We start from the raw sequence: 23,257 nt of genomic DNA on the forward strand, positions 1-23,257 counted from the left end.
ACCATGGCCAACACCGAGACCGCACTGAAGGAAGCCCTCACCTCCATAGAGGGAGCGACCGGTGTCGCGCTCGTCGACTACACCAGCGGGATGGCGCTGGGCACGATGGGCGGCAGCAAGGATTTCGACCTGAACGTGGCCGCCGCCGGCAACACGGACGTCATCCGCGCCAAGATGCGCACGATGGAGATGCTCGGCCTCAAGGCCGGCATCGAGGACATCCTGATCACCCTGTCCGACCAGTACCACCTGATCCGCCTGCTCAGCAGCCGCGGCGGCAACGGGCTGTTCCTGTACCTGGTCCTCGACTCCAACCGGGCCAACCTGGCGATGGCCCGGCACCAGCTGAAACGGATCGAGGAGGAGCTGGAGGTCTGACGAGGGCTCAGACCAGTGCGGCGGTACGGCGGCGGGCCCCGCCCGGGGCCGCGTCGCCGGCCGCGACGCCCGTACCGCGCAGGCCCTTGACGGCCTTGCCCGCGGGGCGCCCGCCGCGCCGGTCGAGCCAGTCGACGCGCACCCACAGCAGCGTCTGGCGGGTCCGCTCCAGCCGCCCGAGCCACGCGGCCTTCAGCCGCAGCCCGGCGCCGAGCCCGGCCAGCAGCATGCCGCCGGCCGCGGGCACGGCGAAGGCGGAGCCGAGGGCGGCCGCCCAGCCCAGCAGCAGCCACCAGCGGTGACCCCGGCGCCAGACGCGCACGGTCACCGCCCGGTCCTGCAGCACGTCGTACTTGCCCGCGCGGGCCGCCCCGCCGGCGAGGGCGGCGTACCGGCCCCGCCGGACGAGTGCCACGACGGCCGCGCCGATCAGGAACAGCGCCGTCCCCGCCAGCACGCCGATCCGCCGCCCGGTCACTCCCTGCGGCACGACCCCGATCCCCGCGGCGACCACTCCGAGCCACCACAGCGGTGCGGCCCCGGCCCGTACGACGACGGCCACCCGAGCCAGTCCCTGTCCTCCGCGCGCCACGTCAGCCTCCCGTGTCACGTGTCCACAGCGCATGTGTCCCGTAGGAGGCTAATAGCAGAACCTGAGACGAATCTGAGAGTGGCGGGACCCGGTCATTCCACGAACAGGCCGTGCGCCGCCGCCTTCGCGTCGAACTCCTCCAGGCGGGCCTGGGCGTCCGGCAGGTCGTCGCAGAGCGCCTCCAGCAGCACCCGGCCGAGCAGCATCGGCGCGCACGCGGTGTCGAAGGCGAGCCCGGTGCCGACGGCGGCGGGCAGCAGCAGGTCGGAGTGCTTGGCGACCGGCGCGAACGCGGAGTCGGCGACGGTGACCACGGTCAGGCCGGCGCCCCTGGCGTAGGCGAGGGTGTCCACGACCTCGCGCGGGTGCCGGGGCAGCGCGAAGCACAGCAGGGCGGTGGCGCCCGCGCGGACGGCGGCGTCGATGCGGTCGTGGATCATCGTGCCGCCCTCGTGGAGCAGCCGGACGTCCGGGTGCACCTTGGCGGCGAAGTAGGCGAAGCCGTACGCCTGGGAGGCGGCCGCGCGCAGCCCGAGCACCGGCAGCGGGCGGGAGGCGGCGAGGATCCGGCCGGCGCGCTGCACCGGGCGGGGGTCGGCGAGCAGCTCGGCGAGGTGCCTCAGGTTCTCGATCTCGGCCTCGACGGCCTGCTGGTACTCGTTGTAGGCGGAGGTCTCCGCGGCCGGTTCGGCCGGGACGACCTCGCGCAGGTGCTTGCGCAGGGCGGGATAGCCGTCGAAGCCGAGGGCGACCGCGAACCGGGTCACCGACGGCTGGCTGACCCCGGCCAGTTCGGCCAGTTCCACGCTGGACAGGAAGGGCACGTCGGCGGCCCGGCGCACCATGCTGTGCGCGATGCGGCGCTGGGTCGGCGTGAGCCGGTGGCCCTCGAAGAGCGCCTGCAATCGGTTGGCAGGGCTGTCGGTCCCGCTCATCACGTACTCCCCCTCCGGGTTCCTCGACGCCCCGGGAGAGTACAGCGCCGAGGCGTCGGCGAACACGGGTCTGCTATTCAGGCAGTGTGTCACTGCATACCGTTATACAGCCCCGCGTCCGGCGCCGCCGTACGCGCCGGCCGCGCGCCGGAACGCGGTGGCGGCGGTGGCCAGCCCGAACCCGGGCCGGGGGCTAACCCCAGTGCCGTCCAGCCGTCCGCTCCCTAGGCTGACCGGCATGAGCACACTCGACCCCCAGGACGCCGGCCTCCGGGCGGACCCGAACCTCCGGAAGGACCTGGACGCGACCGTGCGCGCCCGCAGGGAACTGGGCGACGACTACGACTCCGCGCTGGTGGAGTCCTTCCTGGAGAAGGTGGAGCAGCGGATCGACGGCGCGGTGGACCGCCGGGTGCGGCGGCAGCTGGCCGAGCGGCAGATGGCGACGGCCCGGGAGAGCCGGCGGCCGAAACCGGCCGACTCCTGGGGCGAGCGGTACGGCTTCGCCCTGGTCACGCTGGTCCTGGCGATCCCGCTGTCCGCCATCGCGGGTGCGGTCGCCGGCCTGTCCGGGATGGTGGTCACCTGGCTCGGCATCGTGGGCGTCAACGCGGTCCAGGCCGTACGCCTCAACCCGGACCTCCTCCCGGGCCGCCCCGACCCCGACGGCCCTGCGGGGGACGGGTGACCGGCCGGGGTCAGTGACCTAGTGGCCGGCCGAGCGCCGAGGCGCGGCGACACCCGGCGCACGGCGAGTGCCCGGCGCCGCACCACCCCCCCACCGAGGCGCCCCCTCGGCACCGGCCGCCCGCCCGGCAGCGGACGAGTCACCGGCACCAGCCACCCCCCGGCGCGACAACCCTCGGCACCGGCCGACCCCCGGCAGCCGACGAGTCACCGAACTACGGCAGCCCCCGGCAACGGACGAGCCACCGGAATCCGGCGGACCGGCAACGGACACGTCCCCTGCGCCCCCCCCCCCGCCCGGCGGCGGGTTACGCCTGGCGGGTCGGGAGGACCATGATCTGGCGCAGGTTGACGTGCCGGGGGCGGCTGGTGGCGTAGGCGACGACGTCGGCGACCTCCGCCGCGGCCAGTCCCCCGATCGACCCGAACATCTCGTCCAGCTGCCCCGACAGCTCCGCGCTGCCCACGTGCGACACCAGTTCGGTCTCCGTCAGTCCCGGCTCGATGTTGGTGACCCGGACGTCGCGCGGGCCCAGTTCGCCGCGCAGGCTCTGCGACAGGTAGGTGACGGCCGCCTTGGTCGCGCCGTACACCGCGTAGTTCGGGAAGGTCACGTGCGCGCCGATGGAGGAGATGTTCACCAGGTCGGCGGTGCGCCCTCCGGCCGCGGCGGCCAGCAGGTCGGCGGTGAAGGCGCGGATGATCCGCAGCACGCCGGTGACGTTGGTGTCCAGCATCCGCTGCCACTCGTCCAGCCGGCCCTCCTCGACGGGGTTCGGCAGCATGACACCGGCGTTGTTGACGACGAGGTCGACGGCGCCGAACGCCTCGTGGACCCGGTCCCGGGCGGCGGCCACGGACGCGTCGTCGGTGACGTCGGCGGCCACCGCGAGGGCCCGGCCGCCCTGTGCCCGGATCTTCTCCACCAGCGCGTCCAGCCGGTCCGCGCGCCGGGCGAGCAGCGCCACCGCGGCCCCCTCGGCGGCCAGGTGCAGGGCGACGGCCTCGCCGATGCCGCTGGCGGCTCCGGTGACCACGGCGGTGCGGCCGGACAGGTTCTCGTACGACATGGGTGCTCCCTCGTGGATCGCCGGGCGGCGGGCTGCTCCCGGCGGCGGGCACCACTCTCGTCGCGTCCGGCGGCCCTACCCAGGGATGCGCTTTTCCTGGGTCTGCCAGTACCAGGAACGGCGGGCGCCTCTCCCCTACGATCGGGTCATGGACGGGGACTGGACCGAAGCAGAGGTGGGCGACTTCCTGCGCTCGCGCCGCGCCCGCATCAGGCCGGAGGAGGTCGGGCTGCCCGCGCACGGGCGGCGCCGGGTGCCGGGCCTGCGCCGCGAGGAGGTGGCCCAGCTCGCGGGTGTGAGCGTCGACTACTACGTCCGGCTGGAGCAGGGCCGGGGCACCAGCGTCAGCGACGCCGTGCTGGACGCGGTCGCGCGGGTGCTGCGCCTGGACGAGACGGAACACGCGTACCTGCGCACGGTGGCGCGCCCCCAGCGGCGGCGGTCGAAGCCGGCCGGTGCGCCCCGCGTGCGGCCCGGCGTGCAGCTCCTCCTCGACGGCATGGAACGCAGCCCGGCGTTCGTGCTGGGCCGCCGCATGGACGTGCTGGCCTGGAACGCGCTCGGTGACGCGGTGGGCGGCTTCAGCCGTCTGGCGCCGGCCGAACGGAACGTCCCCCGGCTGGTCTTCCTCGACCCGGCCTCCCGGGAGCTGTACCCGGAGTGGGCGGCGGTGGCCGCGCAGACGGTGGCGCAGTTGCGGCTGCTGGCGGGCCGGTACGCCGACGACCCCGGACTGTGCGCGCTGGTCGGCGAACTGACCCTGAAGAGCGAGGACTTCCGCCGGCTGTGGACGGACCACGAGGTGCGCGAGTGCGCGTTCGGCGTGAAGAAGGTGCGGCACCCGGTCGCGGGTCTGCTGACCCTGCCGTACGAGACGCTGACCGTCCCGGCGGACCCGGAGCAGACGATCGTGGTGTACACGCCGGAGCCGGGCTCGGAGACGGCGGAACGGCTGGCCATGCTGGGCAGCTGGAACGCGGCGCCGGCCGCGGCCGGCGACTGAGGAGCCGCGACGGCGGGCGCTCCCGTCCGCGGGAGCGGCGCCGGCCGAGGCGGGAAAGGCTGCGCGGGGACCGCCGCACCCCCGTTTCCGGGGGGCGGGACGACGGCGGTCCCCGCGGGGGACGCGGGCCGGGTCAGGGCCGGGCCTACGCGTCCATGGCGTCCATGGAGGTCCGGGAGCCGCTCCGGAGGTTCCTTGGCGCCGTTCGGCGCCGGCCAGGGCGGGGAGCCGCTCCCACCCCTGCCGACGCCCCCTACTCTGCCGGAGCCGTGTTAAGCGGGTGCTGCGCGCACATGACGCCCTCGTTCCACTTCCGCGAACCCGGGCCCCCGGCCCGGGCGGGCTACCTGGTGCCGCCCTTGGCGAGGAAGGCCAGCAGGTCCTGCCGGCTGACGACGCCGGTCGGCTTGCCCTCGACCAGCACGATCGCGGCGTCCGCCGAGCCCAGCACCTGCATCAGGTCGCCGACCGGCTCGCCGGAGCCGACCTGGGGCAGCGGGGCGCACATGTGCTTCTCCAGCGGGTCCTCCAGCGAGGCCCGCTTGCTGAACAGGGCGTCGAGCAGCTCCCGTTCCACGACCGAGCCGACGACCTCGGCGGCCATCACGTCCGGGTGACCGGCGCCCGGCTTGACGACGGGCATCTGCGAGACGCCGTACTCGCGCAGCACCTCGATGGCCTGGCCGACGGTCTCCTCCGGGTGCATGTGCACCAGGGACGGGATGGAGCCGCCCGCCTTGTCGCTGAGGACGTCGCCGACGCGGGCGCTGGGGCCCTCGTCCTCCAGGAAGCCGTAGTCGGCCATCCACTCGTCGTTGAAGATCTTGCTGAGGTAGCCGCGGCCGCTGTCGGGCAGCAGCACCACCACGACGTCGTCGGGGCCGAGCCGCTCGGCGACCTTCAGCGCGGCCACGACGGCCATGCCGCAGGAGCCGCCCACCAGCAGGCCCTCCTCCTTGGCCAGCCGGCGGGTCATCTGGAAGGAGTCCTTGTCGGAGACGGCGACGATCTCGTCCGCGACGCCACGGTCGTAGGCGGTCGGCCAGAAGTCCTCGCCGACGCCCTCGACCAGGTACGGCCGCCCGGAGCCGCCCGAGTACACGGAGCCCTCGGGGTCGGCGCCGATGACCTTGACCGCGCCCTGGCTGGCCTCCTTCAGGTAGCGGCCGGTGCCGGAGATGGTGCCGCCGGTGCCGACGCCCGCCACGAAGTGGGTGATCCTCCCCTCGGTCTGCTCCCACAGCTCGGGTCCGGTCGAGTGGTAGTGCGAGAGCGGGTTGTTGGGGTTGGAGTACTGGTCGGGCTTCCAGGCGCCGGGCGTCTCGCGCACCAGCCGGTCGGAGACGTTGTAGTACGAGTCCGGGTGCTCCGGGGCCACGGCGGTCGGGCACACGACGACCTCGGCGCCGTACGCGCGCAGCACGTTGATCTTGTCGGTGCTCACCTTGTCCGGGCACACGAAGATGCACTTGTAGCCCTTCTGCTGGGCCACGATGGCGAGTCCCACGCCGGTGTTGCCGCTGGTCGGCTCGACGATCGTGCCGCCCGGCTTCAGCTCCCCGCTCTGCTCCGCGGCCTCGATCATGCGCAGGGCGATGCGGTCCTTCACGGAACCGCCCGGGTTGAAGTACTCCACCTTGGCCAGGACGGTCGCCTGGATGCCCTTGGTCACGTTGTTGAGCCGCACCAGCGGGGTGTCGCCGACGAGGCTGATCATCGAGTCGTGGTATCGCACCGTTGTCTCCGGTCGCTGCAAAAGAACTGTTCGTAGTGGTGCCGCCAGCCTAAGGCCAGCGGTGTGGCGGGCGCGGTCCTTCACTCCCCGTCGAGATTGGCGCACGGTCCGTACGGGGCAAGGAGTGGGTACGGCTACGAGGAGGTGGCGGCGACGCATGACGAGGACGTCGAGGGCACGGGTGGCCCGGCGCATCGCGGCCGGGGCGGCGTACGGCGGGGGCGGGGCAGGGCTCATCGGCGCGGCCGTCGTCGGTCTGGTGCTGGCGGAGGTGCGACTGGCGCGGCGCCATGTGGGCAACGGCGGCGCGGGGCGGGTGCCGGTGGCCGACGGCGTGTACGGGCACGCGTACGACACCCCCGGCGAACCACCGCTGCGGCTGACGATGCTCGGTGACTCGACGGCGGCGGGGCAGGGCGTGCACCGGGCGGGCCAGACCCCGGGGGCGCTGCTGGCCTCCGGGCTGGCGGCGGTGGCGGAACGCCCGGTGGAGCTGCGGAACGTGGCGGTGCCGGGCGCCCGGTCCGACGACCTGGACCGCCAGGTCGGGCTGGTGCTGTCCGCGCCCTGTCCCGTCCCGGACATCTGCGTGATCATGGTCGGCGCGAACGACGTGACCCACCGGATGCACCCGACCCGCTCGGTACGGCACCTGTCGGCGGCGGTACGGCGGCTGCGCACGGCGGGCGCCGAGGTGGTGGTCGGCACCTGTCCCGACCTCGGCACGATCGAGCCGGTGCAGCAGCCGCTGCGCTGGCTGGCCCGGCGGGCGTCCCGGCAGCTGGCGGCGGCCCAGACGATCGGGGTGGTGGAGCAGGGCGGGCGGACGGTGTCGCTGGGCGATCTGCTCGGGCCCGAGTTCGAGGCGAACCCGCGGGAGCTGTTCGGGCCGGACAACTACCACCCGTCGGCCGAGGGCTACGCCACCGCGGCCATGGCCGTCCTGCCGACGGTGTGCGCGGCGCTGGGCCTGTGGCCGGAGGAGGAGCGGCCGGACGTGTCGCGCCGCGAGGGTTTCCTGCCGGTGGCCCGCGCGGCGGCCGAGGCCGCGGCGGAGGCCGGCACCGAGGTGACGGCGGCCATGCCGGCGGGGCCGCGAGGACCGTGGGCGTTGCTCAAGCGCAGGCGCCGGCGGCGGGTACCCGAGGCGGAGCCGGCGAGCCGGCCTCTCTGACCGCCTCCGTCCGGACCCGCGCAGAGCAAAGCAAGCGCTTAGACAATTGCGGCCAGTGTCACACCGCGACACCGGTGACCTGGCCCATACGTACGGGTAACTTCCCACCTGGCCTGCCCGAAAAAATCCGCCAATGGAGCCGTGATGCCCGAAGCCGTGATCGTCTCGACCGCCCGCTCCCCCATCGGCCGCGCGAACAAGGGCTCCCTGAAGGACCTGCGCCCCGACGACCTCACCGCCACGATCATCCAGGCGGCGCTCGCCAAGATCCCCGAGCTGGACCCCCGGGACATCGACGACCTGATGCTCGGCTGCGGCCTGCCCGGCGGCGAGCAGGGCCACAACCTCGGCCGGATCGTCGCCGTGCAGATGGGCATGGACCACCTGCCGGGCTGCACGATCACCCGCTACTGCTCCTCCTCCCTGCAGACCTCCCGCATGGCGCTGCACGCCATCAAGGCCGGCGAGGGCGACGTCTTCATCTCGGCCGGTGTCGAGACGGTCTCCCGCTTCCGCAAGGGCAGCTCCGACGGCCTGCCGGACACGCACAACCCGCTGTTCGCCGAGGCCGAGGCCCGCACCGAGTCCGTCGCCCAGCAGGAGGGCACGACCTGGCACGACCCGCGCGAGGACGGCCTGCTGCCCGACCCCTACATCGCGATGGGCCAGACCGCGGAGAACCTGGCCCGCTGGAAGGGGGTCACCCGCCAGGAGATGGACGAGTTCGGCGTCCGCTCGCAGAACCTCGCCGAGCAGGCCATCAAGAACGGCTTCTGGGAGCGCGAGATCACCCCGGTGACCCTCCCCGACGGCACGGTGGTCAGCAAGGACGACGGCCCGCGCGCCGGTGTCACCCTGGAGGCCGTGCAGGGCCTGAAGCCGGTCTTCCGCCCGGACGGACTCGTCACGGCCGGCAACTGCTGCCCGCTGAACGACGGCGCCGCCGCACTCGTCATCATGTCCGACACCAAGGCCCGCGAGCTGGGCCTGACCCCGCTCGCCCGGATCGTGTCCACCGGTGTCTCCGGCCTCTCCCCGGAGATCATGGGCCTCGGCCCGGTGGAGGCGAGCAAGCAGGCCCTGCGGCGCGCCGGTCTGACCATCGACGACATCGACCTGGTCGAGATCAACGAGGCCTTCGCCGCCCAGGTGATCCCGTCGTACCGGGACCTCGGCATCGACATCGACAAGCTGAACGTCAACGGCGGCGCCATCGCCGTCGGCCACCCGTTCGGCATGACCGGAGCCCGCATCACCGGCACGCTCATCAACTCGCTGCAGTGGCACGACAAGCAGTTCGGCCTGGAGACGATGTGCGTCGGCGGCGGCCAGGGCATGGCGATGGTCATCGAGCGCCTGAGCTGACCCACCGTCATCGAGCGCACGGGCCGGCCCACCGTTCGTGGCGGGTCGCGCACGGCGTGTCGTGAAAGGGCCCGGAACCCGGGAAACACCGCGGTTCCGGGCCTTTCCGTGATCCAATCTCACCCAGGATGTGACCTATGTCGCCCGCCCGGCACATCGCCGCTGGTCAGCGCGGGTCGGCGTGACGCACGACACAGCCGCGCGTCCAAAGTTCTGTCCGTTTCGTGACGTTACGCACTGACAGCTGGTTAGTCCGCCCTTCAAGCTGATGTAGGAAGTCGGGGGTCGACTTTGAACCGGGAGTATGTCAGTGAGCGCCATGCCGATCGCCCTGCTGCTCACCACGGCAGCCACCGGCGCCGTGGGTGTCGCCGTCCTGCGCACCGTGCTGAAGCTGCGCCGCCAGCTCACCGATCTGGCGGCGCAGCTCGCCGACGGCCAGGCGGCCACGACGCGCGCCCTCCTGCCGAACGCCCGTACCGCCGCGGACGCCGAGGAGATACGGGCGGCCGTGGCCGAGGCGCTGGCCGAGGAGCGGGAGCGCGAGCTGGCCGAGGCGCGCGCCTTCTGGGCGGCACAGGAGGCCCGTGACGCCTCCGAGTCGCCCTCGCTGTACGGCCTGTCCGACGCCGACGTGTTCCTGCCCCGCCAGGCGGACTTCGCGGGCCTCGAGCCGCTGGAGCCGGTGGCCGAGCCGGGCGCCGACGCCGACGAGTTCGCCGGGGAGTCCCCGGAGCTGGCCGCGGCCCGCCGTCGGCACCCCTCGCACCCGGACTTCGTCCCCGTGCAGTCGCCGGCCGTGAACGACCACGAGCGCACCGTCACCACGCTGGAGAAGTTGGCCGCCGAGCGCGTCGAACTCTCCGACGTCCGTCCCGGCCCGCTCGGCACGCTCGACGTCTACGTCTTCGCCGACGGCACCACCCTGTGCATGACCCCGGGCCACCGCGAGACGGCGGAGCGCCTGGCGAGGGCCCTGGAATCCGGCGAGGCCCCGTACCTGCTGGGCGGCTCGGGCGTCTCCGGCGCGTACGCCCTGACGTTCGCGTGCGGCGAGGAGACGGTGTACATCCTGGCCGACAGGGTGATCGCCTCCCTCTGACGGGCGGTGCCGGACCCCGCGTCAGACACCCGCGCGCTGCCGCGCCTCCTCCACCAGCCGCACGGCCTCGGCGACCTGGTCCTCGCTGCGCACCACGACCGCGAGGTCGTGCGCGGCCACCAGGATCTGGTCCGCCACGGCGAACATCCCCGCGTCCGGCATCTCCCGGGGCTCGCCCTCCGGCTCCTCCATCAGCTGGGCCCGCCGGGAGAGCTCCCGGGCCAGGGCCAACGCCTCCGCCGCGGCGCTGCGTTGGAGCCGGCTCTGCGGTGCCGCCCGCAACCGGTCGGCGAAGTGATCCACTGCTTGGGTCAGGGGCGTCGTATCAACCACCCGCCGAGCGTAACGCCCCGCACTGTTGCCAATACGCGAACGCTCGGGCACGGTGACCTGAAGGACCGGCTTACATCCCCTTTGTGTACGGAGGCGCCGATGTCCCACGTCTTCTCCGAGGAGACCCACCGCAACCTGCTCGCCCGCATCCCGCACTGCACCGGTCGCGAAGTCTCCGACTGGCTGCGCACCGTCGAAGAAGGCCCGGCGCTCTTCCGCTTCGAGGAGAAGGTCAGCTGGCTCCGGCACGAGTACGACCTCGCGTACGGCCACGCGAAGGCGCTCGTGCACGAGTACGACCTGAGGAGGGCGGCGCGCAAGCTGCTCTGAACGGCACAGGGCCCCGGGCGGATCGCCCGGGGCCCTGCCGATGAGCTGTGGCCGCGCTAGTCGTTGCTGCTGAAAATCGCCACCAGTCGCAGCATCTCCACGTAGATCCACACCAGGGTCAGGGTGAGGCCGAACGCGGCGAGCCATGCCTCGTTGCGTGGGGCGCCGTAGGCGATGCCGTCCTCGATCTGCTTGAAGTCCAGGGTCAGGAAGAACGCGCCGAGCACGATCGCGATGATGCCGACGAGCGCGCCGAGCGGACCGAAGCTGCGCAGTCCGCCGTCATCGGCGACCCCGAAGGCGACCAGCAGCAGGTTGATCGCCATGACCACCAGGAACGCCATCGCGATGGCGAGGCCGATGCGGGCGTACCGGGCGGTGACGCGGATCCAGCCGGCCTTGTAGACCAGCAGCGTCGCGCCTGAGACGGCCATGGTGCCGAGCACGGCCTGGAAGGGCGCGCCGCTCCAGCGGCTGTTGTACATCTCGCTGATGACGCCGAGGAAGACGCCCTCGAAGGCGGCGTACCCGAGGATCAGCGCGGGTGACGGGGTGCGCTTGAAGCTCTGCACCATCGCCAGGACGAAGGCGATCAGCGCGGAGCCGACCGCCAGGCCGTAGCTGGTGCCCGAGACGGGCAGCAGAGCCCAGGCGAGGGCGGCGCCGACGGCGACCGTGCCGAGCGTGACGGCCGAGCGGACGACGACGTCGTCCATGGTCATCCGGTCGGTGGTGGCCGGGGCCTGGGGCGGGGCGCCGACGCCCTGCTGTGCGTAGGGGTTCTGCGCGTACGGGTTCTGCGCGTACGGGTTGCCCTGGGCGTACCCGGCCTGCGGTGCGGTGTTGAAGCCGGCGTAGCCGTTGTCGCGGCTGAACCCCCGTCGCGAGAAGACCGGGTTGCTGCTCCTCATTTCACTCCTCCATGGCTGCCGAGCGCAGCCTTGGCTCAAGAGTAATGGATTGGCAAAGGATCGACCATGATACTTGAGGAGGATCTTTCCCCTGCCGTGCTGCGCAACACGCTACGCGGACGACTGATTCCCGGCCATGGACGGACGGCTAACCGAGCGGAAACCCTGTGTACGCCTCGGCCAGGTCGGTCCCGGCCGCCCGGCAGGAGGCGATCCGCTCCAGCCGGGCCAGCTGGAGGCGGGCGTCGAAGGCGGTGGCGTCCGGGGCCGGGTGCAGCAGGGTCGTCATGTCGTAGGAGAACCGTTCGGCCTGCCAGACCCGGCGCAGACAGGTCGCGGAGTAGGCGTCGAGGAGTTCCGGGGAGCCGGTCCGCCGCTCGTGGGCGAGGGCCCGGGCGAGCGTGACGACGTCGCCGACGGCGAGGTTCAGTCCCTTGGCGCCGGTCGGCGGCACGATGTGGGCGGCGTCGCCGGCGAGGAAGAGCCGGCCGTGCCGCATCGGCTCGTGCACGAAGGAGCGCATGGGCGTGACCGACTTCTGGGTGACGGGCCCGCGCTCCAGCCGCCAGCCGTCGTCCGTCTCCAGCCGCCGCTCCAGCTCGTCCCAGACCGCCTCGTCGCCCCACACCCGGGCGTCCGTGCCCGCGGGCACCTGGAGGTAGAGCCGGGAGACGGCCGGCGACCGCATGGACAGCAGGGCGAAGCCGCGCTCGTGGCGGGCGTAGACGAGTTCGTCGTGCGAGGGCGCGACGTCGGCGAGGATGCCGAGCCAGGCGTAGGGGTACGACCGCTCGAACACCCGGGAGACCCCGGCCGGGAAGGCCCGGCGGGACACGCCCCGGAACCCGTCGCAGCCGACGACGTAGTCGCACTCCAGCACGTCCTGGCGCCCCTGGTGCCGGAAGGGCACCCGCGGCCGGTCGCTCTCCGCGCCCTCCACGGCGAGCGCCTCGGCCTCGAACAGCAGCGGCCCGCCCTCCTCCAGCCGGAGCGCGATGAGGTCCTTGCAGACCTCGGTCTGGGCGTAGACGGTCACGGACCGCCCGCCGGTGAGCGCGGGGAAGTCGACGCGGTGCCGGCGCCTGCCGAACCGCAGCTCGATCCCGTCGTGCCGCAGCCCCTCCCGGTCCATCCGCTCCCCGGCCCCGGCGGCGCGCAGCATGTCGACCGTCCCCTGCTCCAGGATCCCGGCCCGCTGCCGCTGCTCGACGTAGTCCCGGTCCCGCCCCTCCAGGACGACCGACTCGATCCCGGCACGGTGCAGCAGCCGCGCGAGCAGCAGCCCGGCCGGCCCCGCCCCGATGATCCCGACGGTGGTGCGCATCGGACGTCTCCCTCCGCCTACGGGGCGTTCGTCCGGTGAAGTTTCTTTCACCGTGTTCGGGCGTGAGTCTCCGGCCGCACGGGTCCCGCTGTCAACGGTCGTGCGGCGGTCGGGGGTGGGCTTTGCCGTACGCGAGGAACTGGCCAGTTCCTGCGCTCTCCACGGCGGCCTCGAACGGGTCAGGTAGCGGGTCGCCCGGGCGTACCGGCCCCAGGGTCGGCACGGGCACCACGGGCTCGATGCGACTCCAGTTGAAGAGCCTGGGCGCACGCTACTCACCTTCCGCACAGCCCGCGGGCCCCGGCTGATGCTGCTGCCGGGGTTCGCGGCGTGCTCGCCGGATCAGGCGCAGCCGGTGACCTTCATGAGGAACTCCGCGTTCGCCGCCACGTCGTGGCCGAGGACCACCGAGTGGTGTGGCAGCTCCGCCAGCCGGTGAGCAACCTCATGCTTGGCGTCGTGGCTGCCCCCTCCGTCGACCCTCAGCAGGCCGAAGATGTCCGGGTAGCGATCCTCGGTTTGCCCGCTCATGAAGTCCCCTTCACCCAGGCCCCGGCCGTTCTCCTCCTCGGCTGGGACCACGCCCGCCTCGATCCGTGGGAACACCAGAGCGGTGGCCTGCCCTTCGGTCGCCAGCTGCACGCCGAGCCACTGGGGGAACTGGTCGGGAAACAGTTGCGCCTTCAGCTCCTTGCCGCCCTCCCAAAGGGGTTCGCGACGGCCGGCGAGGATGGCTTCCGTGACCCGGCCGTCCTGCGTGGGATGCAGCGCTTCGCCGGCCTCCAGGCGCTCGCGGCAGATGTCGAACCAGCCGAGCGCGTCGAGCAGGCCCAGGCCGAGCGCGGCGGCCGACGGCCACGGCAGGACGTCCACCCCGCCCTGATCGTTGGGCCGGACGAACACGCGGTCGTTGGCGAGCAGGCCGCACCCATGCCGAGCGGCGAGGGCCAGAGCGGTTGTCGTCTTGCCCGCACCCTTCTTGCCGAATGTCAGGACTGTGCGGCCGTTTTTGACGACCGCCGAAGCGTGGAGCACCGCCCAGCCATCGCGCAGCAGGACTCCGCGCATCACCTCGCGGGCCAGGCGCGCCGTCGCCGTCGCGACCGGCTCGGTGTCACAGCCGAAGATCAGCAGGCTCCCCGCGTCCGGCTCGGAACGGTAGGCGAGCGCCTGCTCCGGGGACACCGCGCGGATCACCCCCGCAGCGATGTCCTGCGTGCCCAGCGTCTGGGCTTTCGCGTACACCATGCTCGTGTGTGGCGCCTGCGTCACCGCGAGTGACTCGTCCGCGTATGCGCCCGGGCTCACCTCGGCGATCACCACCGGCCCAGCACAGACGTTTTGTGGGGGCACCTCGGCCGCCTGCCACCACTGACCGAAGTGCCGGGCCGACCAGTCGGTGACGGCACGCTCGGCGGACACGACGGTCACAGCCGCCCCGGCGCTCTCCAGACGTACAGCGTGAGTAGCTTCCATGATCAATTCCTCCAGACGGAAGCGGTTGCAGAGGGATGCCGCGCACAACCTGATAGGCCGTGCGCAGCTTGGACCGGGACGCCTGCAAGTGACGGCCCTCGACGGGGTCGAGCGGAGGCACGAACGGCACAGGCTGACCTCCGGTGAAGCGCACGGGAAGGCCGAGCCAAGCGCCCTCGCTCGGGACGGACAGCTCAGTCGTGCCGTCCTCGATGCCGAGGGCCAGCCGCAGCGCGGACATCACAGCACCGGCCGGGCCGCAGCGGGTGCGGCCGATCCCCGCGTTGATTCGGCTGGGACGGCAGGTCAGCTCGTCGCGGACCTGCTGAAGGGGGACGGGCACGGGCTGCCCGTGGACAGTCGTCGACGAGACGCAGATGACAGCGCCATCCCCGTGCTCGCCGATGACGTGACCGGACACCGCGAAGGCCGGAACGTTCAGGAGCCGGGCCAGGGTGAGCCGGTAACGGGCCGTGTCGAGACTGGAGCCGATCCCGAACACGCGCTCACAGCTGGACTCGTCAGCAAAGAGCCTGGCCATCAAGTCAACGGGGTTCGTCACCACCAACACCGTGCCCGGGTAGCCGGCGAGCTGCGCGGCGAGGTACCGGATGACTGGTGTGTTCGCCTGCACGCCACCCATACGGACGTCCGTGCTGCGAAGGTTCGTGAACCGGGCGCGGATGGCGACCACCAAGGCGGCGCATTCCCGCAGGTGGGCCACCTTGGCGCCGTACGGCCGAGTAGGGGAGCCGAGTGCGGCCCGCATGTCGTCAAGGTCGTCGGCCAGGGCCGCGACCTGCCCGGCAGTGCGGGACGCGACGAGGAGGCGGTCACACAGACCGGACGTCACCAACGCCCCGCCGACGGCCTGGCCGACTGCGCCGGTCCCGATGAGGCCGATGGTGGGAACCCGGGCCGTCATACGACCGCCTCGATGATCCTGGCGAGAGTCCGCTCTCCCCGCCCCCGGCGAAGCAGCGGGTCGAGGAGATCGGCGCTCACCGCGTCGACCAGGGAACACACCGGCACTGCCCGGTCTACGAGCGCCAGGCCGAGGCCGGGCAGCGGCAGCGCGGCCGGGGCGGACAGGTAGGTCGTGACGATGTTCAGCGTGTCCATCAGCCACAGCACCAGCAGATGGCGCAGCCACTCCCGCCGTTCCTTCACTGACAGATGGCCCGCGCGGGACCGGGCGACGAGGGCGCCGCCGTCCACGATCAGGCCGGCGGTCGCCGGGTCTGGCCGACGTGCTGCCAGTAGCAGGACCGTACGGCTGAGCAGCTTCGCCACGTCGACCATCGGGTGCGCCCGTAGGATGCCGGGATCCAGGAGCACCGGACGCCCGTCCACGCCATCGGGGAACAGAACGTGCTCGGGCTTCAGATCGCCATACGCGAGGGCCGTGCCTGCGGCCGATGGCAGGGTCATCCGCAGCCCCAGCAGCCGTCGCACGCTGCGGCCGAGCAACTCCGCGATGTCCGCGCGCTGCTCGGGGCACCGCTCTGCGCCGAGCCCGTCAACGTAGACGGCACCGGCCGGGCTGTCGAACTTGCGGCGGAACGTACCGTCAATGCTCCGCTCGCCGATGGCCCCAACTGGGTCCAAGCGGCGCCCAGCACCCGGCCGGTGCAGCGGACGCAGCTCGGTGAGGGGCCGCTCCAGCAGCTCGCGGGCCTCGCCGGGCCGCGCGAGGAGGAGATCCCCCAGCGTCGGGCCGGGCACCGCCTCGGTGAAGATCACGCCGTCCCTGATACCGACGACCCCGCACACACGCGGCCCTTCCAGACCGGTGAGGACACGCAGCTGTGCCGCCTCCCGCGCGAGGAGGCCATCCTGTCGCCGGACGTACTCGCCTTGCGCCTGGCGCACGGTGGCCCACGGGCCGCAAGCGCCACGCAGCAGCGAGACCAGGGAAACGCCCAGGATCGACGTCTTGGCATACAGGGGCCGGTCCCCGACGCGGCACCGGTGCACGTAGCCGGTGACGCTGGGCACGTGACCGTCGAGAAGGACCTGCTCACCCGGCCATATGCCGGCGGCAGCCTGATGGATCTGAGCAGCGGAGTGGACGAACACCTCGGCCACTGTGGGCCGAGTACGCGACCGTTGGGTGGGAAGGGCACATGCGTCGGTGGTCACGAACGCCTCCTCTGGGCAGCTCGTTGTGCAACGGCTCCGGTCCTCGTCGCCCGGGGGGCGGACGGGTGATCGAGAGAGCAGAGAGGGAGTGCGGGCCCGGCCACACGGGCGGCCGAGGCCGCGTCCCGGGCTGTCGTCACTCCCCCACGGGGGTCAGCCGGGACGTTGGGCCCGCTCCGGCCGGGCTACCCGCTTGGGATGGGTGCGGTTGCTGGCGGCTAGGAGCCATTCGTGCCGCCATGGGCCGCCCGGAGCGGGTGTCTGGGGTGGCTCAGGTCACCAGGGAGGTCACCGTATCCACGACGAGCCCGGTGAGGAGTAGCGTCCACGCGACGGCGACGAGCGCGAGTCGCGGGCGCCGACGGCGGAGAATCCGCCAAGCGTCACGACCGGTACGGCCTCGGTAGGACAGTTGGGTACCTTGGGCACAAGCCACTCCCCAGCAGTTGGCCACGCCCCGCGGCCTCCGCCTAGTTGGCCAACGGGCGCTTTCGCGTCCAGGGTGGTCTTTCCGGGAACCGGCCGCGTCCCCGAGCCGGGTATACCCATCATGGGTACACGCACAGTTCAGGCATCCCTCAGACTGAGGCCAGCAGGAAGTGCCACCGCATGACCTACCAGCCGCCCACTGCAATGCCCCGGCAGCTCCTCCAAGAGGCTGAGGTCCAACAAGCGCTCGCTGATCACGACTTCGGTCGGGTGTTCCGCCTGGCCCGCGACCGCGCTGGGATCACCTACTCCCGGATCGCTGCCGAGTGCGACATCAAGCCCGAAAGGGTCGGCACCCTCGCACGCGGTCAGGGCCGCATCACCACGTTCAGCAAGATCGCGCAGATCGCGGACGCGCTACGGGTGCCAGGTCACATGGTGGGTCTGGCTCCCAGGCCCTGGGAGGCGGGTGGCGCTCCAGCGCCCTCGGCGATCTCAGAGATCGGAGCCAGCGTGCGGCGCCGCACCGTTCTTCAGGCAGCTACCACCACGGGCCTCGCCGCCGCACTGCCGACACTGAACCGTCCGCCAACGCCCAGAAAAGTCACGACCGAACACGTGCGACAACTCCGGGAACGCACAGCCCGGCTACGCCGCCTCGACGAGTTCCTGGGCGGAGGAGACACCTACCGCGTGTACCTCGCCGAGTACCAGAACACGAAGACATTGCTACGCACGGGCTCCTTCACCGAGCAGTCCCGGCGCCGGCTTCAGTCACTCCTCGCCGAGCAGGCCCAGCAGGCCGGATGGGCCGCCTTCGACGGCGGGCGGCACCCCGACGCGACCGCCCTGTACGAGGAGAGCAAGGGGGCGGCTCGGGAAGCCGGCAACGGTGACCTGCTGGGCAACAGCTACGCCTTCCTCGCCTACCAAACCGCCGACCGCGCCAAGGCCGTCCAGATCGCGGCGGCCAGCTGCGCCACCATCACCCCGCACACCCCTGCCACCGTGCAGGCACTCCTTCACGAGCGGATGGCATGGGCCTGCGCCGTGGCCAACCAGCCGGACGCCACCGAACGCGCCCTGGACGCCGCCCGCGCAGCGCTCGCCGCAGCCCCGCAAGGGGAGCCCCAGCCAGACTGGGCGGCATGGGTGGACCCCGTCGAGCTGGACATCATGACCGGCCGCTGCTGGACGGAACTGTCCCGGCACCTACGGGCCGTCCCCGTACTCACGGATGCGCTCAAGACGTACAGCGATCACAACGCCCGGGACAAAGCTCTGTACCTGTCCTGGCTGGCCGAGTCGTACCTCACTGCCGGCGAGGTCGAGGAAGCCGCCCGTGTCATGGGGCGCGCCCTCGACCTCGCCTCCGGTGTTGCGTCAGTACGCCCGCAGCGTCGTTTCGCCCCCGTCTTGGCGCAGATGCGTGTTCACCAGAGCGTCGCCGCAGTACACGAGGTATTGCAGAAGGCCGTCTAGGAGGCAGACGACGAGACAGAGTCCGAGATCCACTGGAGACAGCGCTCCGCCCCGTGTGTGATGGGCGTAGCGATCACCTCAGGGTTGTCCCACGGGTGACGGTCGAGGAGGAGCTTTTCCAGGGCGGGGTAGGTCTCGTTGTTCGTGCTCAGAAGCAGTCGCCACTCCTCGCCGACTCCGAATTCGCCGAGGTGCCAGAACACGGAACTGACGGGGCCGATGATCTGGGCGCCGGCGGCCAGGCGGCCTTGCACCGCTTCCTTCGCGAGTTCCACGGCCTGATCACGAGTGGGGGTGGCGGTCGACACCTGCACGTAGTCAGTCATGGCGGGAGCCTAGTGAGCAGGTCTGCGGCACTGGTACGGGGTCGAACAGCCTTACCCGTACCTGGCGGCGTACCGATCAGACGGGCAGCGAGGCTCAGGACTCCGCCTGACCCACTCGGACGCCGTCCAGCTCCGGGAGCTGCCCGCAGATCCGCAACGCCCGCGCCCGAGCCTTCACGTCCGAAAGTCTGACCTACTTCTGGTCCGTCCCCCAGGCTGCCACCGGCGTCTAGGCGGCACGGCCGGGGCACCTGCACGCGTACCAGCGTGCGGCGCCGCAGTGAAGGCTTCCTCCCACTCCCACGCCCAGACGTCGGTCAGCTCGTGCGCCCGTGGTGCGGACACCGACTTCTCTCGCCGTCCGCGCCGTAGGCGATCGGAGACCATGCCGCCCGTCAGGTTGGGCCCCACGGGCCGGCCCTTGCCACCCGCCACCGTCGGGCCGCCCTCACCGCTCCTTGGGCGTCATCTCCGCGATCTATGCCATGAAGGGGCAAGCCAGAGAGGCCGCGCGCCAGCCGTGCACCAGCGCTACGGATGAGTGACGGCACCAACCGGTCATTTCACACGGTCAGGTGCCATTAGTAGGAAAGTGCCCGGAGCCGGACTTGAACCGGCACGCCCGCGAAGGGGCAGCGAGGTTTAAGCTCGCCGTGTCTGCATTCCACCATCCGGGCAGGCCATGGGCTCCGCTTGCGAGGTTCGAGCCTATCGGGAGCCATCCCCCGAACAGTGGGTGGGTGGACCGATGTTGTCTTATTTTATTGACGTCTGAGGGTGCATCAGCCCGCGGAACGCGCCATCCGCACTTGCCAATAGCCTGTCGCGACGGCTGTACACGCGTACGCGAAATGACGGAATTTCACCGTCCGAACGAGGGTGTTCCACCTGTTCTCGACACGGCCCCCGGCGCGACGCCCGACATCGCCCCCGACACGGACGGCGTCAGGGTCGGCTGTCCTCCCCAGGTATGACGGCGGGCCGCTCCGTCCGACCCCAGTCGCCCTCCGGAACCGGAACAGCGACTGACTCCACGCGCCTTTCGCACCGAAACGATGGAGCGGTCCCCAGGAACACACGTCGTCCCGACAGGAGCGCCCTCCCGTGACCACCACACCCACCGCCGGCCGGACCACCGCCGTGGCCGCACGCGCCATGGAGCTGTCGAAGATCTACGGGCAGGGTGAGACCCGGGTGGTCGCCCTGGACCGGGTCTCCGTCGACTTCCGGGCCGCCGAGTTCACCGCGATCATGGGGCCGTCGGGCTCCGGCAAGTCCACGCTGATGCACTGCGTGGCCGGGCTGGACACCTTCTCCTCCGGGTCGGTCCGGATCGGGGACACCGAGCTGGGGTCCCTGAAGGACAAGCAGCTCACCAGGTTGCGCCGGGACAAGATCGGCTTCATCTTCCAGGCGTTCAACCTGCTGCCGACGCTGACCGCCCTGGAGAACATCACCCTCCCGATGGACATCGCCGGGCGGAAGCCGGACAAGGCGTGGCTGGACCGGGTCATCGAGATGGTCGGGCTGTCCGGCCGGCTCGGCCACCGGCCCTCCCAGCTGTCCGGCGGTCAGCAGCAGCGGGTCGCCGTCGCCCGTGCCCTCGCCTCCCGGCCCGAGATCATCTTCGGTGACGAGCCGACCGGGAACCTGGACTCGCGTTCCGGCGCCGAGGTCCTCGGCTTCCTGCGCAACTCCGTGCGCGAACTGGGCCAGACCGTCGTCATGGTCACCCACGACCCGGTGGCCGCCGCCTACGCGGACCGCGTGATCTTCCTGGCCGACGGCCGGATCGTCGACGAGATCCACGGCCCCACGGCCGACTCCGTCCTCGACCTGATGAAGCAGTTCGACGCGAAGGGCCGTACCAGCTGATGTTCCGCACCGCCCTGCGCAACGTCTTCGCGCACAAGGCCCGGCTCCTGATGACCGTGCTCGCCGTCATGCTCGGCGTGGCGTTCGTCTCCGGGACGCTGGTCTTCACCAACACCATCTCCGACGCCTACCAGAAGAGCTCCGCCAAGGGCTTCGACCAGGTCGACGTCGCCGTACGGCCCGAGTACCAGGACTCCGAGGGCAACCAGGTCGGCAGGACGCCCGAGCTGACCCGGGCCCTGCTCGACAAGGCCGCCGCGGTCCCGGGGGCCGCCTCCGCCACCGGTGTCGTCACCGGCTTCACCGCTGTCGCCGACAAGCACGGCAAGCTCGTCGGCGGCGACTGGCAGTCCGCCGGCGGCAACTACTGGGGCGCCGAGGACCCCCGTTATCCGCTGGTCAGCGGCCATGCCCCGCGCGGCAAGGACGAGGTGCTGATCGACTCGGCGACCGCGAAGCGGGCCGGCTACCGGGTCGGCGACACCGTGCGGCTCTCCGTGGACGGCCCGGTGCTCACGCCCACCGTCAGCGGCATCTTCACCACCGACGACGGCAACGTCGCCGCGGGCGGCAGCCTCACCCTGTTCGACACGGCGACCGCACAGGCGCTGTTCGGCAAGAAGGGCACGTACGACGAGATCGACGTGCGGGCCGCGGCCGGCACCAGCCAGACGGAGCTCAAGGCCCGGCTCGACAGGGCCCTGCCCGCGAAGCTGGTCAAGACCACCACCGGCAGGCAGCTCGCCGACGACCAGGCGAAGGCCATCTCCGCCTCCATGAGCAGCCTGAAGCAGGGCCTGCTGGTGTTCGCCGGCATCGCGCTGTTCGTCGGCACCTTCATCATCGCCAACACCTTCACCATGCTGGTCGCCCAGCGCACCCGGGAGCTCGCCCTGCTGCGGGCGGTCGGCGCCTCCCGCCGCCAGGTCACCCGCTCGGTGCTCATCGAGGCGTTCGCCGTCGGCGCGGTCGCCGGTGTGACCGGTCTGGCCGCCGGTGTCGGCATCGGCGCGGGCCTGCGCTCCCTGCTCGGCTCGTTCGGCGCGAGCATGCCCGACGGCCCGCTGGTGATCAGCCCCGGCACGGTGGTCACCGCCCTCGCCGTCGGCGTCCTCATCACCATGCTGGCCGCGTGGCTGCCCGGCCGCCGGGCCGCGAAGATCCCGCCGGTGGCGGCGATGAGCAGCGTGCACGCCAAGGCCACCGCCAAGTCGCTGGTGCTGCGCAACACGCTGGGTTCGCTGTTCGCGGCGGCCGGCGTCGCGGTGGTCCTCGCCGGGACGAGGATGGACGCCGACACCGGCCAGGGCGCGATGGGCATCGGCGCGGTCCTGCTCGTCATCGGCGTGTTCATCCTGACCCCGCTGCTGTCCCGCCCGCTGATCGCGGCCGCCGCGCCGGTGCTGCGCGCCTTCGGGGTGTCGGGCAAGCTGGCCCGGCAGAACTCGGTGCGCAACCCGCGCCGTACCGCGGCCACCGCCTCCGCGCTGATGATCGGCCTGACGCTGATCACCGGCATGACGGTGATGGCGGGCAGCCTCCAGACGTCCATCGACAAGATGGCCTCCTCCGCGATCCGCGCCGACTACGTCGTCTCGATGGCCAACCGCGGTCCGCTCTCCCCCGGCGTGGAGAAGAAGCTCGCCTCCGCCGACGGGGTCACCGAGAGCAGCCCGCTGCGCAACGGCGAGTCCCGCATCGACGGCGAGACCGAGTTCCTGACCGGCGTCAACGGCGCGGCGATCGGCAAGCTGACGGACCTGAAGGTGACCGACGGCTCGTTCGCCGTGGGCGGCACGCGGGTCGTCGTGGACGAGGACCGTGCCAGGCACTTCGGCTGGAAGGCCGGTTCCCGCTTCACCGCGCACTTCGAGGACGGCAAGGCCCGGCGGCTGACGGTCGCGGGGGTCTACGAGGGCAACGACATGCTCAACGGGATCATGCTCGACAACAAGGTCCTCACCCCTCACCTGTCCGACCCGGCCGACATGCAGGTCATGGTGAAGACGGCGGACGGGGCGTCCGACGCGGCCAAGGACGGGCTGGAGAAGGCCCTCGGCTCCAACCCGGCGATCAAGGTCCAGGACAAGCAGGACATCTCCCGGGAGATCGCGCAGATGTTCACGCTGATGCTGAACCTGGTCTACGGCCTGCTCGGCATGGCGGTGATCGTCGCGGTGCTCGGGGTCGTCAACACGCTGGCCATGTCCGTCTTCGAGCGGGCCCAGGAGATCGGGATGCTCCGCGCGATCGGCCTGGACCGCAGGGCGGTCAAGCGGATGGTCCGCCTGGAGTCCCTGGTGATCTCGCTGTTCGGCGGGGTGCTGGGCATCGGCCTGGGCGTGTTCTTCGGCTGGGCGGCGGGCGAGCTGCTGGGCACGAAGATGCCGACGTACGAACTGGTGCTGCCCTGGGGCCGGATCGCGGTGTTCCTGCTGCTGGCGGGCCTGGTCGGCGTCCTGGCCGCGCTGTGGCCGGCCCGGCGCGCGGCCCGGCTGGACATGCTGACCGCCATCAAGGCCGAGTAGGCGGTCCCGCGACGGCACGAGGGGGCCCCGCGGGACGGGGCCCCCTTGTGCCGTACCGCG

20 protein-coding genes, 1 tRNA gene and 1 pseudogene are annotated in these 23,257 nt (G+C 71.8%); 10 read left to right on the forward strand and 12 right to left on the reverse strand.

Going from position 1 to position 23,257, the window contains the following annotated elements; all coding sequences use genetic code 11:
- Positions 1–3: 3 nt before the first annotated feature.
- On the forward strand, positions 4–378 hold the full coding sequence (locus tag ACZ5DC_RS15300; RefSeq protein ID WP_468652879.1) for a roadblock/LC7 domain-containing protein: 375 nt from the start codon (positions 4–6) through the stop codon (positions 376–378).
- 7 nt (positions 379–385) lie between these two features.
- On the opposite strand, the gene ACZ5DC_RS15305 is transcribed toward ACZ5DC_RS15300, so the two are convergent.
- On the reverse strand, positions 386–970 hold the full coding sequence (locus ACZ5DC_RS15305; RefSeq protein WP_468652881.1) for a hypothetical protein: 585 nt from the start codon (positions 968–970) through the stop codon (positions 386–388).
- 92 nt (positions 971–1,062) lie between these two features.
- Complete coding sequence (locus ACZ5DC_RS15310; RefSeq protein WP_468652883.1) at positions 1,063–1,905, reverse strand: MurR/RpiR family transcriptional regulator; 843 nt, start codon at positions 1,903–1,905, stop codon at positions 1,063–1,065.
- A gap of 238 nt (positions 1,906–2,143) precedes the next feature.
- Between ACZ5DC_RS15310 and ACZ5DC_RS15315 the strand changes: the two genes are divergently transcribed.
- The gene (locus ACZ5DC_RS15315) at positions 2,144–2,593 is read left to right on the forward strand and encodes a hypothetical protein (RefSeq protein ID WP_468652885.1); all 450 of its coding nucleotides are present in this window, start codon (positions 2,144–2,146) and stop codon (positions 2,591–2,593) included.
- 307 nt (positions 2,594–2,900) lie between these two features.
- Here the strand turns inward: ACZ5DC_RS15315 and ACZ5DC_RS15320 are convergent, their stop codons facing one another.
- Complete coding sequence (locus ACZ5DC_RS15320) at positions 2,901–3,662, reverse strand: SDR family oxidoreductase (protein WP_468652887.1); 762 nt, start codon at positions 3,660–3,662, stop codon at positions 2,901–2,903.
- Between the two features lie 148 nt (positions 3,663–3,810).
- Between ACZ5DC_RS15320 and ACZ5DC_RS15325 the strand changes: the two genes are divergently transcribed.
- Positions 3,811–4,665: a helix-turn-helix transcriptional regulator gene (locus ACZ5DC_RS15325; protein ID WP_468652889.1), complete on the forward strand. Its 855-nt coding sequence runs from the start codon at positions 3,811–3,813 to the stop codon at positions 4,663–4,665.
- A gap of 343 nt (positions 4,666–5,008) precedes the next feature.
- Here the strand turns inward: ACZ5DC_RS15325 and ACZ5DC_RS15330 are convergent, their stop codons facing one another.
- A complete protein-coding gene (locus ACZ5DC_RS15330) occupies positions 5,009–6,400 on the reverse strand; it encodes a cystathionine beta-synthase (RefSeq protein ID WP_468652891.1) in 1,392 nt (463 codons plus the stop codon).
- Between the two features lie 157 nt (positions 6,401–6,557).
- Here ACZ5DC_RS15330 and ACZ5DC_RS15335 point away from each other — a divergent pair, with 157 nt between their 5' ends.
- The 3 genes from ACZ5DC_RS15335 (at position 6,558) to ACZ5DC_RS15345 (ending at position 10,041) form a co-directional block, all read left to right on the forward strand.
- On the forward strand, positions 6,558–7,574 hold the full coding sequence (locus ACZ5DC_RS15335) for an SGNH/GDSL hydrolase family protein (RefSeq protein ID WP_468652893.1): 1,017 nt from the start codon (positions 6,558–6,560) through the stop codon (positions 7,572–7,574).
- Positions 7,575–7,718: 144 nt separating this feature from the next.
- Positions 7,719–8,939, forward strand: a complete 1,221-nt coding sequence (locus tag ACZ5DC_RS15340; RefSeq protein WP_468652895.1) for an acetyl-CoA C-acetyltransferase — start codon at positions 7,719–7,721, stop codon at positions 8,937–8,939.
- 319 nt (positions 8,940–9,258) lie between these two features.
- A complete protein-coding gene (locus ACZ5DC_RS15345) occupies positions 9,259–10,041 on the forward strand; it encodes a hypothetical protein (RefSeq protein WP_468653531.1) in 783 nt (260 codons plus the stop codon).
- A gap of 21 nt (positions 10,042–10,062) precedes the next feature.
- On the opposite strand, the gene ACZ5DC_RS15350 is transcribed toward ACZ5DC_RS15345, so the two are convergent.
- Positions 10,063–10,374, reverse strand: a complete 312-nt coding sequence (locus ACZ5DC_RS15350; RefSeq protein WP_468652897.1) for a hypothetical protein — start codon at positions 10,372–10,374, stop codon at positions 10,063–10,065.
- A 99-nt stretch (positions 10,375–10,473) separates the two neighbouring features.
- On the opposite strand from ACZ5DC_RS15350, the gene ACZ5DC_RS15355 reads away from it, so the two are divergent.
- The gene (locus tag ACZ5DC_RS15355) at positions 10,474–10,704 is read left to right on the forward strand and encodes a DUF4287 domain-containing protein (RefSeq protein WP_189814252.1); all 231 of its coding nucleotides are present in this window, start codon (positions 10,474–10,476) and stop codon (positions 10,702–10,704) included.
- A 56-nt stretch (positions 10,705–10,760) separates the two neighbouring features.
- Here ACZ5DC_RS15355 and ACZ5DC_RS15360 read toward each other — a convergent pair whose 3' ends face one another.
- The 5 genes and pseudogenes from ACZ5DC_RS15360 to ACZ5DC_RS15380 form a co-directional block, all read right to left on the reverse strand.
- On the reverse strand, positions 10,761–11,615 hold the full coding sequence (locus tag ACZ5DC_RS15360) for a Bax inhibitor-1/YccA family protein (protein ID WP_468652899.1): 855 nt from the start codon (positions 11,613–11,615) through the stop codon (positions 10,761–10,763).
- A 148-nt stretch (positions 11,616–11,763) separates the two neighbouring features.
- Positions 11,764–12,939, reverse strand: a complete 1,176-nt coding sequence (locus ACZ5DC_RS15365; RefSeq protein ID WP_468652901.1) for a 4-hydroxybenzoate 3-monooxygenase — start codon at positions 12,937–12,939, stop codon at positions 11,764–11,766.
- Positions 12,940–13,281: 342 nt separating this feature from the next.
- Positions 13,282–14,415, reverse strand: coding sequence for a hypothetical protein (locus ACZ5DC_RS15370; protein ID WP_468652903.1), 1,134 nt, complete (start codon positions 14,413–14,415; stop codon positions 13,282–13,284).
- A gap of 337 nt (positions 14,416–14,752) precedes the next feature.
- Positions 14,753–15,340, reverse strand: a pseudogene (locus ACZ5DC_RS15375) (lactate/malate family dehydrogenase); the annotation flags it as partial.
- On the reverse strand, positions 15,337–16,557 hold the full coding sequence (locus ACZ5DC_RS15380) for a phosphotransferase (protein WP_468652905.1): 1,221 nt from the start codon (positions 16,555–16,557) through the stop codon (positions 15,337–15,339). The pseudogene ACZ5DC_RS15375 and the gene ACZ5DC_RS15380, both read right to left, overlap by 4 nt.
- A gap of 609 nt (positions 16,558–17,166) precedes the next feature.
- On the opposite strand from ACZ5DC_RS15380, the gene ACZ5DC_RS15385 reads away from it, so the two are divergent.
- Complete coding sequence (locus ACZ5DC_RS15385) at positions 17,167–18,468, forward strand: helix-turn-helix domain-containing protein (protein ID WP_468652907.1); 1,302 nt, start codon at positions 17,167–17,169, stop codon at positions 18,466–18,468.
- On the opposite strand, the gene cutA is transcribed toward ACZ5DC_RS15385, so the two are convergent.
- Together cutA and ACZ5DC_RS15395 are read right to left on the reverse strand one after the other, a co-directional pair.
- Entirely contained in the window at positions 18,465–18,794 is a 330-nt protein-coding gene (gene cutA / locus ACZ5DC_RS15390) for a divalent-cation tolerance protein CutA (RefSeq protein ID WP_468652909.1), read from the reverse strand. The genes ACZ5DC_RS15385 and cutA overlap by 4 nt on opposite strands.
- A gap of 593 nt (positions 18,795–19,387) precedes the next feature.
- A tRNA-Leu gene (locus ACZ5DC_RS15395) sits at positions 19,388–19,471 on the reverse strand.
- 427 nt (positions 19,472–19,898) lie between these two features.
- Here ACZ5DC_RS15395 and ACZ5DC_RS15400 point away from each other — a divergent pair.
- Together ACZ5DC_RS15400 and ACZ5DC_RS15405 are read left to right on the forward strand one after the other, a co-directional pair.
- Positions 19,899–20,669: an ABC transporter ATP-binding protein gene (locus tag ACZ5DC_RS15400; protein ID WP_468652911.1), complete on the forward strand. Its 771-nt coding sequence runs from the start codon at positions 19,899–19,901 to the stop codon at positions 20,667–20,669.
- Complete coding sequence (locus tag ACZ5DC_RS15405; protein WP_468652913.1) at positions 20,669–23,197, forward strand: ABC transporter permease; 2,529 nt, start codon at positions 20,669–20,671, stop codon at positions 23,195–23,197. Before ACZ5DC_RS15400 ends, ACZ5DC_RS15405 begins: the two co-directional genes overlap by 1 nt.
- Positions 23,198–23,257 lie beyond the last annotated feature (60 nt).

This window comes from Streptomyces sp. NPDC031445 (assembly GCF_055581365.1).